At 62.5% G+C, this 16,981-nt stretch carries 13 protein-coding genes and 1 CRISPR repeat array; of the genes, 3 read left to right on the top strand and 10 right to left on the bottom strand.

Going from position 1 to position 16,981, the window contains the following annotated elements; genetic code table 11:
- Positions 1–61 precede the first annotated feature (61 nt).
- From DDE20_RS04445 to DDE20_RS04415, 7 genes are all read right to left on the bottom strand, one after another.
- Positions 62–1,228, bottom strand: a complete 1,167-nt coding sequence (locus DDE20_RS04445) for a hypothetical protein (protein WP_133240319.1) — start codon at positions 1,226–1,228, stop codon at positions 62–64.
- A gap of 79 nt (positions 1,229–1,307) precedes the next feature.
- Positions 1,308–2,165: an ABC transporter permease gene (locus DDE20_RS04440; RefSeq protein ID WP_116557278.1), complete on the bottom strand. Its 858-nt coding sequence runs from the start codon at positions 2,163–2,165 to the stop codon at positions 1,308–1,310.
- Between the two features lie 8 nt (positions 2,166–2,173).
- The gene (locus tag DDE20_RS04435) at positions 2,174–2,989 is read right to left on the bottom strand and encodes an ABC transporter ATP-binding protein (protein WP_165814425.1); all 816 of its coding nucleotides are present in this window, start codon (positions 2,987–2,989) and stop codon (positions 2,174–2,176) included.
- 39 nt (positions 2,990–3,028) lie between these two features.
- On the bottom strand, positions 3,029–4,276 hold the full coding sequence (locus DDE20_RS04430) for an NAD(P)/FAD-dependent oxidoreductase (protein WP_116557277.1): 1,248 nt from the start codon (positions 4,274–4,276) through the stop codon (positions 3,029–3,031).
- Positions 4,277–4,321: 45 nt separating this feature from the next.
- Entirely contained in the window at positions 4,322–5,716 is a 1,395-nt protein-coding gene (locus DDE20_RS04425; protein ID WP_116557276.1) for an FAD-binding oxidoreductase, read from the bottom strand.
- On the bottom strand, positions 5,713–7,011 hold the full coding sequence (locus DDE20_RS04420) for a cytosine deaminase (protein WP_116557275.1): 1,299 nt from the start codon (positions 7,009–7,011) through the stop codon (positions 5,713–5,715). The genes DDE20_RS04425 and DDE20_RS04420 overlap by 4 nt, the downstream gene beginning before the upstream one ends.
- Positions 7,008–7,802 carry a creatininase family protein gene (locus DDE20_RS04415; protein ID WP_116557274.1) on the bottom strand — a complete coding sequence of 265 codons (795 nt, stop codon included), beginning with the start codon at positions 7,800–7,802 and terminating at the stop codon, positions 7,008–7,010. Before DDE20_RS04415 ends, DDE20_RS04420 begins: the two co-directional genes overlap by 4 nt.
- Before the next feature lie 226 nt (positions 7,803–8,028).
- Between DDE20_RS04415 and DDE20_RS04410 the strand changes: the two genes are divergently transcribed.
- The 3 genes from DDE20_RS04410 (at position 8,029) to DDE20_RS04400 (ending at position 12,777) form a co-directional block, all read left to right on the top strand.
- Positions 8,029–8,526, top strand: coding sequence for an ureidoglycolate lyase (locus DDE20_RS04410; RefSeq protein ID WP_116557273.1), 498 nt, complete (start codon positions 8,029–8,031; stop codon positions 8,524–8,526).
- Positions 8,523–11,891, top strand: coding sequence for a hydantoinase B/oxoprolinase family protein (locus DDE20_RS04405; RefSeq protein WP_116557272.1), 3,369 nt, complete (start codon positions 8,523–8,525; stop codon positions 11,889–11,891). Before DDE20_RS04410 ends, DDE20_RS04405 begins: the two co-directional genes overlap by 4 nt.
- 106 nt (positions 11,892–11,997) lie before the next feature.
- A complete protein-coding gene (locus tag DDE20_RS04400; RefSeq protein ID WP_116557271.1) occupies positions 11,998–12,777 on the top strand; it encodes an IclR family transcriptional regulator in 780 nt (259 codons plus the stop codon).
- Between the two features lie 569 nt (positions 12,778–13,346).
- Positions 13,347–13,976: direct repeats of the CRISPR family, unit length 37 nt; unit sequence GGTTGCGGCTGGACCGCGAATTTTGAACAGCTATAGT.
- Between the two features lie 73 nt (positions 13,977–14,049).
- Here the strand turns inward: DDE20_RS04400 and cas2 are convergent.
- The 3 genes from cas2 to cas9 all read right to left on the bottom strand — a co-directional run bounded on the left by cas2 (position 14,050) and on the right by cas9 (position 16,917).
- On the bottom strand, positions 14,050–14,355 hold the full coding sequence (gene cas2, locus DDE20_RS04395; protein ID WP_116557270.1) for a CRISPR-associated endonuclease Cas2: 306 nt from the start codon (positions 14,353–14,355) through the stop codon (positions 14,050–14,052).
- Between the two features lie 35 nt (positions 14,356–14,390).
- Positions 14,391–15,302: a type II CRISPR-associated endonuclease Cas1 gene (gene cas1, locus DDE20_RS04390; RefSeq protein WP_116557269.1), complete on the bottom strand. Its 912-nt coding sequence runs from the start codon at positions 15,300–15,302 to the stop codon at positions 14,391–14,393.
- 64 nt (positions 15,303–15,366) lie between these two features.
- Positions 15,367–16,917: a type II CRISPR RNA-guided endonuclease Cas9 gene (gene cas9 / locus DDE20_RS04385; protein ID WP_276308525.1), complete on the bottom strand. Its 1,551-nt coding sequence runs from the start codon at positions 16,915–16,917 to the stop codon at positions 15,367–15,369.
- Between the last annotated feature and the right edge of the window lie 64 nt (positions 16,918–16,981).

Genomic DNA, 16,981 nt, shown 5'->3' with positions numbered 1-16,981 from the left:
TACATGCTGTCACCGCCCCGTTGCCGGGGCGGCGTTGTTGCTCATCTGGCGCAGCAGCGCTTCACTCGAGGCCGATGCTGGGATCAATAAACCGGTTGGTGATCACGCTTTGCGGATCAAGATCATCCAGCGCGCGCTCATCAAGCCAGGGCTGCACGATGTCGAACATCACCGCCACCCGCTCGGGGTCGAAATCTGCGACGGTCTCATTCGATCCGTTGCCCATGATCTGGCGCTCTCTCAGCGTGGTCCAGCCGAACTCCAGCTGCTCCATCGACAGCCGCCACCATGAGGTTGCATGGCCCGCTTGGGTGAACTCATGGATGGTTTCCAGAACCTCGGTCGGGTCATCCATGTAATCGACCACCGCCTGCTGGATGATCGGCACCAAGCCCTCTAGACAGGGCGCAAGCTCGTCCATCCGGTCGGTCGCCACCGACAGCATGCCGCTGTAATTGGGATAGCCCAACTCGCCAACCGTCACCGCGTCAATCGGGCGGCCCCAGTTGTTGCCGGTCGAGAAGGAATAGGGCTCGCTGGTCACGAAACCCTGGTTCAGCCAGGTGCCGTTGTTGGTGACGAAATTCTCGCCATCACCACGGTAGCCTTCGACAAAGACATCGCGCGACACGCCCGATTGCGCCAGATACAGACCGAAAGTGCGCTGGATCGTCGAGACATAGATCATGCCCGCGCCGGACTCGCCGAAGGCGACGATATCGTCAATGCTGTGGAACCCCTCGGGATAGGTGCCACGGTCCCAAAACAGACCCTGCGGCGCGATATTCAGGGGGGCGGCCACGCCAACCACCGGAAACCGTGCCGAGAAGATAAAGGCGTTGTCGAGCTCCTGATAGCCCATATGCGGGCGCAGACCGGCCTTGGAGTTGCCCATATAGAGCGCGGAATACGCGGTTTCGCCGTCGCCCAGCCCCATGCCGCCGCCGCCCTCAAGGATCACCAGATCAATGCCGGTGCTGCCCAGCGGGCCGGTGTAGCGGCCGCTTTCCATGGTGCCGCCGCCGCCGATCATCTGGTAGAGCGCCCCGTGTTCGGCCTGCGCGAGCCAGTCTTTCTGGATCACAAAGGGGTTGGGGCATACATCGGCCAGCGGCGTCGTATAGGCCTGCGCGGCGAAAGCCCCCGCCTCTTGCGCCAAGACCGGCGAAGCCGCGACCGACAATGCGGCCATCGGTGTCGCCAGAAGTGCTGATTTCAGTGTCTTCATGTTCATGTCCTCTCTGTTGTTCGGGTCTTTTGCGGTGGCGATGCCGGTTCAAATGGCAATCGCGACCGCGCTCGCAGCATCAGTTTTCTTTACCTCCGGATTCGTGCCAGTCTGAAAAGAGCCTATGTCCCAGCCATGTAAAGGCGATGTAGACGCAGACCGATAGGAAGGTGGCGGTGATCAGGGCCGCATACATTTGCTCGTATTTGAAATCGATTTTCGAGTTGATGATCATCTGCCCAAGGCCGCCGCGACCGGCGAGGAAAAACAGCTCGGACACAATCGCGCTGATCACCGCCAGACTTGCGGCGATCCGCAGACCGGCAAACAAGGCCGGTGCCGCCGAGGGGAAACAGGCTTTGACCAGCGTTGTGCGCCAGCTTGCGCCTTGCAGGCGAAACAGGTTGATGATCCCGCGGTCGACGCTTTTCAGCCCCAGCAGCAGCGTGATCGGGATCGCGAACATGGTGAATTTCGCCACGATCAACACTTTCGGCAGGGTGCCGAACCCCAACGCGGTCTGGATCAGCGGGATGATCGCGAGGGTCGGGATCGATTGCAGCGCGACAAGATTGGGGAACATCGCCCGCTCGAGGATTGTCGCGCGGAACATGATCACCCCCAGCAGAATGCCGACCGGAATCGAGATGCTCAGGCCGGTCAGCGCGATGCCGATGGTGATCAAGGAGCGCTGCGCCAGTTCGGCCAGAACTTCCGGGCGTCCGAAGGCATTGGCCCAGAGTTCCGCGCCTGAGGGCATCAGGAACTGGCGGTGCTCCTGCAGATTGGCGCGCACCATCGCATAGAGAATGAGGAACATGCTGAACAGGATGATCGGCGGCACCAGCAGCAGCATCAGGTTTTTAAGCGCGCCGCTGGGTGCAGAGACCGGAACCGGCTGATGATCGGTGAGTTTCGGGGCGGGTGCTTGGGTCATGGCGGGCCTCATTGCTCGATTGCCTGACGCAGGGAGACCGAGATTTCATTGCAAAGCGCGGCGAATTCCGCGGAAAAGCGCAGATTGGGATCGCGCGGATAGGCGAAGGGAATGTCGAATTCCTTGAGGATCCTTCCCGGGCGCCGCGACATCACCACCACTTTGCTGGATAGATAGACCGCCTCGGGGATCGAATGGGTGATGAATAATCCGGTAAAACTGTTGCGCATGAACAGCGACACCAATTCATCGTTCAGCCGCTCGCGGGTGATTTCATCCAGCGCGCCGAAGGGTTCATCAAACATGAAGACATTGGGTTTTAGCGCCAGCGACCGTGCCAGCGACGCGCGCATCCGCATCCCGCCCGACAGCCGTTTCGGGTAGTGATCGGCAAACCCGTCCAGCCCGACCATCTTGATCTGTTCCAGCGCAATTCGCTTGCGCTCGGCTTTGGAATAGCCGCGCAGCTCCATCAGCAGTTCGACATTGCCGCGCACTTTGCGCCACGGCATCAGGGTCGCGTCCTGAAACGTATAGCCAAGCTGCTCGCGGTCCACTTTGACGATGCCCGAGGTCTGCGGGAACAGACCCGAGGCGATTTTCAGCAGCGTGGACTTGCCGCAGCCCGACGGCCCGACCACCGAGACGAATTCATTCTGCCGGATGGTCAGCGAGACATCTTCCAGCGCCTGCGTGCCATCGGGGAATTGCATCGAGATGTTCTCAAACGACAGCGCAACCTCGCCCAAGGGTCTTGGCCCGCCGGTCTGGGGGCCCGCCGGAGGGGCGCCGTCCGAGGGCTGGGATTCAGCCTGCAAAGTCATGATGTGTTCTCCCGTGGATAGGCCGTTTTTGTGTTTTCGTTAGAAGCGGTTCACTGAAAATGGCGTCAGATCGATGGCGGGTGTTTTCCCCGCCATCAGCGCGGCCACATGTCTGCCGGTCGGTCCTCCCGAACAGATGCCGACATGTTGGTGACCAAAGGCAAAGATGGTGTTGGCAAACTTGGGCGAACGGTCGATCACCGGCAGGCTGTCGGGCAGGCAGGGCCGGTGCCCCATCCATTTCGACTGTTCTGCGGTATCAAGACCCGGAAACATCTCGCGGGCGATTTCGGTCAGTTTATCGGCGCGCGCATAATTCGGTGCGGCCTTGAGACCGGCCAGTTCCACCGTGCCGGCGATCCGCAGCCCGCATTCCATCGGATTGATAAACACGCTGCGGGTGTTCCACATCACCGTGCGGTTCACCTTGATCTGCGGGTTGGCAAAGGTGACATGATAGCCGCGCTGGGTCTCCAGCGGCACCTTCGCGCCCAGTTTTTTGGCCAGCGGCGAGGACCAGGCGCCCGCCGCCAGAACCAAGCGGTCCACCGGCAGCCGCCCCGCGGTGGTTTCCAGCGCGGTCGGCCCCTCCGCGCCGATCACCACATCCTTGACCTCGGCGCTGACGAATTTACCGCCGCGCCGTTTGACCTCATCAGCGAGGCTGTTGACCAGCCGGTAAGGATCAATCGTCGAGCCGTTCTCGGGCGCGAAAATCCCGTGCTCAAAGCGCCGGTTCAGCGCCGGTTCCAATTGCCGTATGTCATCGCCGCCGATCTCGACCATCTCGGCGCCAAGGTTGCGCCGAAGATCGAGGGACCATTTGGCGGCGGCAAGTTCTTCACCGCTTCCGTAGACATAGAGACAGCCGTTGCGGCGAAACAGCTCGGCGAAATCCTCGGGGCTGAGCAGCGCGCGGTAGTCGTCGAATACCGTGCCCATCAGATCGCGCATCGCGGTGGCCACGCGCAGGGCTTCGTCGCGACTGGCGTGGCGGATAAAGCGCAACAGCCAGGGCGCGATCCACGGCAGATAGGACCAGCGCACGGTCAAGGGGCCCAGCGGGTCCAAGAGCCAGCGCGGGAGTTTCTTGACCATCCCCGGCATCGCCACCGGCAGGATCGCGCTGGGCGAGACCGAACCGGCATTGCCGAATGACGTGCCCTGCCCCGGCTCCAGCCGGTCGATAACGGTGACGTCAAACCCCTCACGCTGAAGAAACGCCGCGCAGCTGACGCCGACGATGCCTGCGCCAATGATCGTAACATGGCCTTTGGTGTCGGTCATAATAGCGCGCGTCCTTTCGGGTTCAGGCGGTGAAATGCGTTGGGATCATTCCGCGAAGAGATAGGTCTTGCCCGGCGTCGGCGCCCAATCCGGGTCATCCCATGCGATCATCTTGCCGGGGTTCATCAGCCCCTTGGGATCGGCCTGCCGTTTGAACGCCAGCTGGTGGGGGTTGGTCTTTTTCATCCCGCCTTCCTCCAGCGTGATCCGGTGCGGATTGAACACCGGCGCGCCGATTTCCAACTCGAGAATCTGGATGATCTCTTCGAGCCGTTCGTTACTGGTATGGCGCACCAGCGGGATGCCGACGGGGGTGACGACGCCGCTAAAGCGGGTGAACTCGAAATGCATCATCAACTCATCGCCAAAGCGGGATTTGATCGCGCGCAGGGTCTCGAACATCGTCGGGCGCGCCAGCATCATCTGCAGATAGGTGATCGTCGGATCGGTGCGCAGCGCGCGCAGGGTGGTGTGGTTCCACGCCAGCTCGAACACCGCGGGCAGACGGGTGCCCGCGTCCAACTGGTCATAGCGCACGCGCAGGGTGGCGCCCTCGAACCCCGTCACAATCTCGGCCAGCCGGTCGATACAGTCTTTCGAGACCGTCACCGCCAGCATCGCCTCATCGGCCTGCAAGAGCGGACGATGGCGGCCGAAATAGTTCTGCGGGATTTCGGCCTCGAAATTCGACAGCATCCGCTTGCAGAGCGTCTCTTCGTCGCCAATCAGCAGCGCCAACTCGCAGGATTTCTCGAAGCTATCGACGCCGATGATCACATCGATCCACGCGATCGCCGGATCGGCGGGCATTTCCACTTCGACAATCACCCCGTTGACCCCGTAGGCATGCGCCGCCTTGCTGATATCCGTCTCGCCGATCAGGTCGAGCACGCGCGGGGTCTCCTCCATCGTCACCAGCCGCAGGCGGCGGATGTTCGCCGGATTGCGCAGCCCGCCCCAGCGGATCGCACCAACGCCGCTGGACCCGCCAGCCACGAAACCGCCGATGGTTGCCGACCCCATGGTCGAGGGGAACAGGCGGATTTCCTTGCCCTCTTCGCGCAGGCTTTGCTCGATATCCCCGATCACCGCGCCGCCCTGCGCGATGAAATAATCCGCGCCGATCTTCAGGACCTCATTCATATGTTTCATATGCAGGACCACACCGCCAAAGAGCGGCATCGCTTGGCCGTAATTGCCGGTGCCAGCGCCACGGGTGGTGACCGGAACATTGTGTTTCCAGCAGGTTGCCAGCACTTCGACGACCTCATCCACCGAGCGCGGCGCGATCACCAGATCGGCAGTAAGGTCCTCCAGCTGCTCTTTCAAAATCGGGCTATACCAAAAGAAATCGCGGCTTTTCTGGCGCACGGTCTTGGGGTTGTCGTCGATGTCGAGATGCGCAAGCGCTGCGCGGCAGGCGGCAATATCTGCTGTCATGAAGGCTCCATCGCGAAGAGGTCGCGCAGATTGAAAATTTGTGAAGGCAGCGGTTCGCCTGCGCGCAAAACCACGCGGTCCTGCGCGGGGCGGCTCATTAGGTCGGTCCAGTTATTGGCGTCGAAAAGGATCAGATCGGCAGAGGCTCCGGCGCTCAGGCGGCCATGGTGGTCAAAGCCGCAGGCCTTTGCCGCGGTGCGGAACTGGCGCAGCGCCCAAGCGGCGATATCACTGTCGAGATGCGCGGCGCGCACGGCCATGCGGAAGCTGTCGAACATGTCGAAATCGCCGTAGGGATAAAACGGGTCCTGCACATTGTCCGAGGCGAAATGTATTGACGCTCCGGCAGCGGCCAGCTCGCGCGCGGCGGTGATCCCGCGCAGCGCGGGGGTCCGGCCAGAGGCGCGGTCTTGCAAGAACAGATTGGTATGCGGCAGGGACACGACATGGACGCCGCTGCGCGCGACCTTCCCGGTGATCCGCGCAAGATCCGCAGGCGCGGCGCTGCGCAGCGAGCAACAATGCCCCGCCATCACCCGCCCGTCAAAGCCGCTGCGCAATATGCTGTCACAGATCAACTCAAGCGCATTGGCCTTGGGATCGAGCGTTTCATCGACGTGGAAATCCACATCCAATCCGGCCGCGCGTGCGCAGGTAAACAGGCTGTCCAGACGTTCGGGCGTGGCGGTATTCGGAGCGATGAAGGCCCCGAGGATGCCGCCCATATCGGCGATCTGCTGGCAGCGCTCGGCAAAATCCGGCCCCTCGACCCGCTCAAGCGCCATCAACGCCACCGCTTGCAGATCAACGCGGCCCGCCCAGTCCCTGCGCATTTCGCAAAACACCTGCCACGCGGGGCTGTCGGCGGGCATCACCGGCGTATCCAGATGGGTGCGCATCGCCGAGGTGCCGTTGTGATAGGCGCGGGTCAAGGCACGGGTCATCCGCGCGCGCAGATCGGCGGCGGTCCAGTTGCCCGCGTCCGCTGTCGAGAGCCTCACCGCCTCCATCAGCCCGCCGTCGGGGATGCCGGTGCGCGCGACGATATAGGCTTTGTCGAAATGCACATGCGAGTCGACAAAGGTCGGCAGCACCATGCGCCCCTGCAAGTCCACCGGCTTCGCATCGCCGCGTTCGGCGGTCAACCGGCCCTCGGCGGTGATGCCGAAATCAAAGCTCGCCAAGCCGTTACCCGCGTCACTGGCGCCCAGCGCGAAGCCCTCGGTCAGCGCCGCTGGCACCAGCGCGTTGGTGAACCACGCTCCTTTGGTCTGCGGACGGGCGTTCAGGATCATGGCTGCGGCGCGTCAAAGGGGATGTTATAGCGCGCGACCTCATCCAAGAGACGCGCATAGCGGGTGGCGGCATGGTCGACCAGCGCCTTGCCGATCTCGGGCGTGGCGGCGGCGGCATTGCCGGCAACCCCCTCGGTGTTCAAATCCGACATGATCCAACCGGCGGATACCGGCCCCAAGAGGCGCAGAACCTCGTTATTTTCGGCCACTGCGCGCGATGCGGGGATGAAATCTTGCGCCGCAGCCATATTCACCAGATCCGGGCGCAGATGTAGCATGGCGGCGGTTTCCACCAGCCCGCCGTGGATGCCGTCGCGCAGTTCTTCGTCGGGGATCAACCCCTTGGGGTAGCCCATGCTCATCCAGCCCGCGGCGACGCAGAACATCCCCGCCTCGATGCGCAGGGCGCGGGCGGTGGTTTGCAGCACCGGAATATTGCCGCCATGGGCGTTGAGCAAAACCAAACGGCGCACACCCGAGCGCGCCACGCTTTTGCCGATCTGCATCAGCACCGCGCCCAGCGTCGCCGCATCCAGCGTCAGCACGCCGGGGAAATCCAGATGCTCGTCGGATTTGGCGACCGAGATCGTCGGCAGGATCAGGATATTCGCGTCAGTCACCGCTTTGGCGGCGGCCAGCGCGATGCCTTCGGCCAGCGCGGCATCGGTGTTGAGCGGCAAATGCGGCCCGTGTTGTTCGACCGCGCCGACCGGCAATAGCGCGACGGTGGCGTCATCGACAGTTGCCTTGAGTTCGTGCGCCGAGTGTTCACCCCAAAGGCGATAGGTCATGATGCCACCAAATGTCGAATATCGAATGTATGTTCGCTTACCGTTGCAGCGTTATCTTCACCAGTCAAGCGGCTTCATCCAAAAGTTTTCGCGTCAAAGCGCGGTTTTCTTGACTATTATGCGTGTGCATTCGAAAGTTCTGACGGTTTTAATTGACAGGCGGGCCGGTAAATGGCGTTCTATCATACAGAATTTTAGTCGATAATCGAACAAAACGAGGTGCGGGATGATTCCGTTTCAGCCACTGACCAGTGAGAGTTTCGCGCCTTATGGCCATGTCGCCGGTGACAGGCAAGGTGTCACCAAGAGTATCCGCGGCGGCGCTGTCTGCCTGACCAAATCACCCGCGGTCTTCCGGCATGATCCCGAGGCGACCGAGTTTGCGCTGGATTTCTATGATGTCGAGGCCGCCTCGTCCGCCTTGCGCATCACCCAGGCCGAGCGCCATCCGCATAGCGCGCAAATGTTTGTCCCGATGTTCGTCGCCAGCTATCTGGTGATCGTCTGGGAGGGACATCCCGACGCCAGCGCCGCGCGCGGGTTTATCGGCGGGCCCGAGGATCTGGTGATCTATCACCCCGGTGTCTGGCATCACGGCATCATCGCGCTGGGCACCCGCGGGCGGTTTGCCTCGACCATGTGGCGGGTGCCGGGGGGCAGTGATGTGGAATTCCTGACGCTGGAGACCGCGCTGCATGCGCAGGTCGGGGAGGGTGTGTCTTGAGCATACTGGGCATTGATATCGGCGCCGCAACCGTGGATCTGGCGCTTGCGCGCGGCGGCGGGATCATCACCGCCAAAATGCCCAAAGGCGCGGGTTCGGCGGCGGAGGAGATCGGCGCGGCAATCACGCAGATGGCGCAAGACCGGGCCATGGATCCCGCCGCGCTGGACGAGATCCGCATCGGCTCGACCGGCGCAATCAATATGCTGCTGGGTCGGGATCTGGCGCGGGTCGGGCTGATCACCACCGAGGGGTTTGCCGATACGCTGCCGCTGGCGCGCCAGAACCGTGCCGACCTCTATCAACCGGTGGCGCGCTCGCCCTCGCCCACATTTCTGGTCGCGCCCGCAGCGATCCATGAGGTCGGCGGGCGCCTGAGCCCATCGGGCGCGGAGCTGACCCCGCTGGCGCAGGATATGCTGCGCGAGGCCGGTGCCGCGCTGCGCGATCAAGGCGTCGAGGCGATCGCGGTCTGTCTGTTGTTCGCCCATCTCAACCCCGCGCATGAGTTGCTTTGCGCCAAGATATTGGCCGAGGTCGCCCCCGATATTCCGGTGATCCTGTCTCATCAGGTCGATGGCAGCGCCCGCGAATACGAGCGCACGGTCTCCGCCTGTCTCGAGGCGGCCTTGCATCCGGCGCATCGTGCCAATCTCGCCGATATCGGGGCGGTTCTTAACCAACTGGGGTTTGTCGGACGCCTGTCTTATGCCGAATCGCGCGGGCATCTGGTCAGCGGCGCGGAGGCGGCGACCTTGGCCAGCCGCCAATTGGTCAGCGGCCCCGCCGCCTCGGCGCTATTTGCCGGCGCAGTGGCAAGGCAGGCGAAGGTGCCACAGGCGCTGGCGCTGGATATCGGATCGACCAGCACCGATATCGCGCTGATCGCGGATGGCGCGCCCGCGCTCACCCATTACAGCGTCGTGTCCGACGTGCCGACGCGCATTGAAATGGCCGATATCCAGAGCGTCGCGCTGGGTGGCGGCTCCAGATGGGAGGACGCCGCGGGGCTGCGCCTTGCCACCGCCCCCGCACCAGACGCGCCGAGCCTGACCGATGCGCTGATCTGCCTCGGAGCAGTGCCCGATACGCTGGCGCGCGATGCCCGCTCGCGTATCACCCGATTGGCCGAGCAAGCGTCGCGTGACCCCGAGGCGCTGGCCTTGGCGATCCGTGATGCGGCGCTGGACCTGATCGTCGCCCGCCTGATCCGCTATGCGGTGGACCGCAACATCGACCCCGCGGCGGTGCCACTGATCGTCGGTGGCGGGTTGGGCGGCACATTGGCCTGTCTTCTGGCCGAACGGCTGGGCAGTGAGCGGGTGTTTATCGGCGGGCTTGGGGCGATGTCCGGCGCTGTCGGGCTGTTGCTGGCGCGGCATCTGCGTGAGGCCTCGGCGCCGGTCAATCGCGCGCTGGCGAAGCTGACCGACGCGGAGTTGGGCGGGATTGTCGAGCGCCTGCGCCAGAGCCAAGCCGATACGGCGCAGGGCAGGCTTCGGGTCACTTTGGCGCCGAACGGCTTTATGCATCCGGTGACGCTGAACCTTGAGGTGCAGACGCCCGGCGTGGATGACCTGCGCGCGGCATTTGCCAAGGATCACACGGCGCGTTTCGGCAGGGCATCGCGCGAGGCGGGGTTTGTCTTTAACCTCTCTATCGCCAGCCTGAGCGACGCGCCCCCTCCGGTGCTGGCGGGCGAGACGGTCGCGGAAGTGCAGCCCCCCGCGGGATGGCAGCGCCACGATGCGGCGGGGATGGTATCCTTGACCCGCAGCAATACGCGCGGGTCGGCGCTGCGGCCCGAGACCCTGCAAATGCGGCTCAACGCCATCGCCCAGAGCATGCAGACTATGCTGTTTCGCACCGCGGTGTCGCCGGTGGTACGCGAGGGCAATGACGCCGCCGCCGCGCTCCTGACGCCCGAAGGCGAGCTCTTGGCGCTTTCGGATGCGATCCCGCTGCTGCTCGGCGCGCTCGATGGATCCGCCCGCGCGGTGCTCGCCAAATTCCCCCTCGAGACGATGCGCGAGGGCGAACTTTATCTGATGAATGACCCGTTCGAGGGCGGCACGCATCTGCCCGACCTCACGGTTATCCGGCCGGTCTTTGTCGGTGACCGGGTTATCGCGCTGGCGGCCAGCATCCTGCATCATCAGGATGTCGGCGGTATGCGCGCAGGCTCGGTGCCGCCGGATGCTATTGATATCTTTCAAGAAGGGCTGCGGCTTGGCCCGCTGCGCATGGGGCAAGGCGACCATATCGACCCGCTGGTCGAGGATCTGATCACCCGCAACTCCCGCGCCGCGGATACGGTGCTGGGGGATATCTCGTCGCAGATCGGCGCGGCGATCACCGCCAGCAGGTTATTGGCGCGGCTGGTCGCGGAAGTCGGGAATGAGACCTATGTCGCTGGCGCTTTGACCTGTTTGCAGCGCGGCGAAGAGGTGGCGCGGCGGGCGATTGCACTTATGGCACCGGGCCCGCATCAGGCCGCCGAGCAGCTCGACCCCGCGCCGGGACTGCCCGAGGTGAAGATCAAATTGCGCCTCACCTGCACGGAGGGTCAGTTTCGCGCCGATTTCACCGGCACCAGCGCGCAGGTGGCGGCGCCGATCAACTGCGTGCGCTCCGGCCCTTTCGCGGCGGCCTTCTACGCTTTGCTCAGCGCGATGGAGGACAAGGTGTTTCGCAACGGCGGCGTGGTCCGCTGCATTGATCTGGTGTTGCCCGAGGGCAGCGCGATCAATGCGTCGCCACCGGCGGCGGTGAACGCCCGTATGGGCATCGTGCGCAGCACCACATCGGCGCTGTTGCAGGGGCTGGCCTCGGCGCGGCCCGAGATCATGCCGGCGGCAAATTCGGGGATGTCCTTTGTCCTCGCCTTCTCGGGGGCGCGGGGCGATGGCACGCGGTTCATCGCCACCGAGATCATCGCGGGCGGCGCCGGTGGCGGCCCCGCGCAGCATGGCGCCTCGGGGATCTCGACCGATGTCGGCAATGCGATGAATATGCCCGCCGAAGCGCTGGAAACCCAGATCCCCGTGCGGCTGCTGTCAGCCCGTGTACGCGCGGGATCGGGCGGCAGCGGGCGCTGGCGCGGCGGCGACGGCATCGCGCGGCGCTATCTCGCCTTGCAGGACGGTATCCATGTGTCGCTGCGCGGTGACCGGTTCCGGCATGTGCCCAAGGGGCTGCTGGGCGGCGGTGCGCCGCAACCGGCCGCGGCGCGTGTCCTGCGACAAAACGGCGATATCCAAGAGCTGGGAAGCCGCTCGGCGCCGGTGCTCAATCAGGGCGATCAACTGGTTGTTGAAAGCTGTGGTGGCGCAGGATACGGTTCTTTGTCGCCTGATTTTTCATGACTGGGGGTGTCGGTATGCCGGACCAATTCCGGAGCCGCGCGGCGGACGCTTTGGCTCTGTTCACTTGCCATCAGGCGCCATCGCCGCGCAGCGAACGGGCACCGGTATGATATTGTATCAACGGCTGGATCAGGACGATAAAGAGGTCTCGTCCACCTTTGCCAAGGGCCTGTCGGTGATCACCGCCTTTGACGGCAGCAACCGTGAGTTGACGATCTCCGAGATCGCCACAAAACTGCAGCTGAACCGCGCGGCGATCCGGCGCCTGATCCGCACTCTCGAGCAGCTCGGCTTTGTCAGCCATGATCGCGGGCGCTACCAGTTGACGCCGCGGGTGCTGCGCTTGAGCCGCGGCTTTCTGGAAACCCGCAGCATTCCGCAGGTTGTGCAGCCGGTGCTGCGCCGCGTCTCGCATGAGATCGGCGAGTCGGTCTCGCTGGCGATGCCGGACGGCGACGAGGCGGTCTATGTCGCCCATGCCTTCGTGCCGAACCGGTTTTCGCTGAATATGGTCACCGTCGGCAGCCGCGTGCCCGCCGCCCCGACCGCTGTCGGCCGCGCCATTCTGGCCTTTCTGGAGCCCGAGGACCGCGAGGCGATTCTCGACAGTCTCAGCCTGTCCGCGCATACCGCCAACACGCTGGTTGGCCGCAAGGAACTCGCCGCCGCGCTCGACACCATCCGGCGCTGTGGCTACTCGCTGAGCGCCTCGGAATATGTCGAGGGGGTCAGTTCGCTGGCGCTGCCGGTGTTCGGCGGCGAGCGGCAGGTTCTGGGCGCGGTGTCGATTGTCTTTCCCTCGGGGCAATACGAGGAACAGGAACTCAAAGACCGCGTCTTCGGCCTGCTGCAACGCGCCGCCGAAGACATCGGTGCGGTGCTCTAGCGGAGATTGCCGCAAGCGCCTCACGGGTGGAGGTCGGTGTGGCGGTGACAATGGTGCTGACCTACGCCCCCCGCGACACTCCCTAGCAAGGGACGCAGATCGCGCGCGCGTCAGAAGGCGTGGCAGTGGCACAGAACCCGCCAAGGCTGAAACCCTGCAAGGCTCCTCTTTCCGCTTCAGCTATCGAATCTGGATTTGGCTTACCGGCCTCCGCACCACTCCCAAACCCGCCGATACATATTGCCGCCAGAACAAGCACGCTCCATCAGCCGCGCTTAGTCCAAATAGACCAGCCCAAACCGCAAACCCCTTGAAAAACAGGGGCTTCCCAAGACCATCTCGGCATTTCTGGACAGAAAACTGGTGCGCTGAAGGGAGTCTACTTGGTGAATTAACGCTATATTAATATTAGATAAAAATTCCACAGTATAGAGAAATACCCCCAATAATACCCCCAACGCCCCTTGCGACGGATCGTGTGGGCGTTGCAAGAGCTCAGGATGCGACCAATCTGGACCGCGAGTTTTGAACAGCTATAGTTGTCATCAGCCGGTCCAGCCATGCGAACCAGTTGCGGCTGGACCGCGAATTTTGAACAGCTATAGTGGTCCCCATGCCCGATGCAAGCACGGTCAGGTTGCGGCTGGACCGCGAATTTTGAACAGCTATAGTGCCATCACTCATCCCCCTTGTTCGGCGCTGGTTGCGGCTGGACCGCGAATTTTGAACAGCTATAGTCGCCGCAGCCGCGTGGGCAAACAACATCGGGTTGCGGCTGGACCGCGAATTTTGAACAGCTATAGTAACTTCCGGCTGCGGGCGCAGTATTGCGAGGTTGCGGCTGGACCGCGAATTTTGAACAGCTATAGTCCGCGTATCGTTCAGCGCTGATCTACTACGTTGCGGCTGGACCGCGAATTTTGAACAGCTATAGTTGTTGCTTGTCGTCGGTGTGCGTGGTGGCGGTTGCGGCTGGACCGCGAATTTTGAACAGCTATAGTGCCGCAGGCGTCAGTCCGAACTCCGCCAAGGTTGCGGCTGGACCGCGAATTTTGAACAGCTATAGTTGCGCGCTTCATCGAGCGCTGCCTTGCTGCGTTGCGGCTGGACCGCGAATTTTGAACAGCTATAGTATCTACCCGAAGGACAAGCTACCGTTCGGCGTTGCGGCTGGACCGCGAATTTTGAACAGCTATAGTCGATCTCTAACTAAGCTTTTGATATAAATGGATTTAGTCAGAGATCCACTATGGTGTTTCCAGACGAATCGCATCAAAACATCACCAGCTGTTGCGGATTTTCCCGAGGCGTCTTGCGGCCCTGGTCCGAGAAATGCACAATATCACGATATTGGCGATCGGTGAAGTTCAGGATCTGGATATCGCCGGACTCGGGCAGATGACGCTCGATGCGGTTAACGCGGGTCGCGAAGGCCTCTTTGCCGTTTACGAAACGCGCATAAACGGAAAACTGGCTGCGCTCGAACCCCTCGTCCAGCAAAAAATTGCGGAAATCCGTCGCGTCCTTGCGCTGCTGTTTGGTGTCGGTCGGCAGGTCAAACATCAATAATATCCACATAAGGCGATATCCAGACAGATGGTGTGGCGTGGCGGTCATGTCCCCAGCCCGCGCAGAACCAAGGGATCGGGGGGCGAGGGTAGGGCGAGTGTCAGCGTTCCAGACGCGAAGCTTTGCCCCAGAGATGTCGCCAGCTTGGTCAGCGCAACCGAGACCGGCGTGGTGCCATCGCCCAAAGGCAGATCAAGCGCGATCAGGCGGGCCAGAGCCTGCTTGGCGGGTGTATCAACAGCGCTGCCACGTTTGGTCACAATGCTGCGGACGGCGCAATCAACCAAGGGGCGGAAAGGCTCCATCAGGTCATCGGCAAGGGCAAAGGCGTTGCTGCGATTGGTATGAAACAGGGCAATGGTCGGCTGCAATCCGGCGGCAACGACGGCGCGGGCGGTTGCGGCGCGCAGCACGGTATAACCATAGTTCAGCAAGGCGTTCTCGTCGCCCGCATCGGTGTCGCGGCGAAAGGTTTGACCCATCATGCGGGGCCAATAGTGGCGGGCGGCCTGCGCCTCCTGGTTGGTGCTGTCGCCGGATGTGACCTTGCGGCGCATCATCAATAGCGGCGCGTCCGGCTCGCCGTAGGCATTCAGAGCGGCGGCTTGCATGGCGATCTTGGCGCGGATGACCTGCTGCCAGGCGCGTTTGACCAGCGGCGCTTTGGCCGACAGCTGCGCGCGCATCCGTGCCCCTTGCGCGTGATGCCCCTCCAGCGGCATCAAGACGGATTTCGGGGCGTGATTGGCGGCGCATAAGACCACCGGGGCACCACGGTCGGCCAGCTCGGTCAAGAGCGACGTCGACCAGGTGGTGCCATGGGCGTGGACGATGACGGCGGCGATCTGATCAAGCGGCGTGCGGCCGATTTCAACTCCGTCCTCAGACACCTTGAGAAAGCCGCGTTCCCGCGACAGATGCCTGCCGTCGGTTGATATGTCGATGACCTGATCCACCGTGCCAGCCTCCTAAACCCATGGGAAGATGGCACGGTATGGTGATTCGCGCGAATCTATGCGGTTAGCGTGCTGGCCCGGGGTCGCGTAGGCGCCCGATTTCATCGACATAGACGCGGCGGATTTTGGCTTTGATCAAGGTTCCAGCCGCCATTTGCAGGAAGCGGAAGCTGTCGGTCTTGTCGCGGTTTCTGGCGTCGGCATTAGCCTCGGTATGGGGTGCAAGATAAAGACCGTTTGCGACGTCAAGTTTCTGCACATAACACACCATTGGCACGCCATCGCGCTCGACTATTACCATATCGCGTTTGAACACCCGCAACAGGCGTTTGGCGGCGGGGTGGGGCCTGCGGGTGCTGTCGGTATGCGCCTCGAAGGTGGTGATCACCTGTGCCTTTGGCTTGCCATCTGGCATGCGCCAGATCTCATAGCAATAATTGCTATCGCTCTTATAGGCTTTGAACGGAACACCCGCCGCATCAGGGATTGCAACCCGCGCAGAAGATTGCAGGCTTTCTATTAGCCGCACATGGCGGATACCTTGATAGGGTCCAGGCTGGGCGGCGAATTCCTGTAACGCGGCTTCCAACGTCTTGCCCTCTTTACCTTTGGTCGCCAGAAAAAGCAGTTTTTGCAATTGGGCGTCGCGGATGTTCTTGCCCGAGGTTGTCAGGGCGATATCACCAGGTTTTAGCGACAAAAGCGGAGTGCGGCTGACTACGGTTTGATCGTCAACGATGCCGTAAGCGGTATCATTGTGCAGCTGACCTGTGGTGCTGTCGCGGCCCGATTTTCGGCCGTCGCGGTCAATGCGTCCATGATCCGCGCGGTGGGACACGATGATCTTGTCGAGCTGCGCCTTGATATCAGCGCGAAACCCGTCCCAGGGGGCTGGCGTGGACCTTGCGATGTCCTCGGCCCCTTTGCCACCTTCTTCGTCGCGCCCGGCGGCTTTGCTGATCCGCATAATCAGGCCGTGATCAATCGCGGCAACCACCGCTGCATCAATCGCATGGTGACGGTGGTCGGTGCGGTTTTTTGCCTTCACCGCGCCATCCCGGTCGGGCAGGCAGCTGTTGAGCCCCCAATGGCGGCGCAGCATTTCGGTCATGCGCCCCGGCACTACATAGACGTGCCGCCGCCGGTCGCCACCATCATATAGCGCGTCCAGATAGGTCCGCGCGATGCGGGCCAGATATTGCGTATCCTTCAGGGCGCGTTCAGTGAAATCGTTTTCACCCTCAAAGCGTTCCATCGCGTCGGGGGCAAAGCGCCAGGCTTTGTTCGGGGGCAGGTTCTTCAAGTTAGCGGCGATGACTTCCCACTGTGGTGTGTTTCCCCAAACCTCCCAGGGTGTTTTGTTGGTTTTCTGACGGTTGAACGCCTTGAGGCACAGCGTCCGGTTTGCAAAGCCATCGTCCAGTGTGCGGGAATAGGGCAAGACATGGTCAATATCGCACGAGCCATCAAAAATCATTGCCGCACTGATCGGTTGGCCGGAATAGGGGCAGCAGCGCGGGCCGATTGGCGGACCCAACTCCTCCCATAACCGAGCAGTGTCCCAACAGTTGGTGTAACTCCCGCCGGTAGTGCGGGCTGAGCGGAGCCTTCGCATAGCGAAGCGAGGCCCGCGCGGGTCGCTTGGCGGCCATGGTTGTTCTTCGGCTAAGGTTTGGTTT

The sequence above is a fragment of the Pararhodobacter oceanensis genome (assembly GCF_003076755.1).
GTDB lineage: Bacteria > Pseudomonadota > Alphaproteobacteria > Rhodobacterales > Rhodobacteraceae > Pararhodobacter > Pararhodobacter oceanensis.
This window is presented reverse-complemented; position numbering and strand designations above follow the sequence as displayed.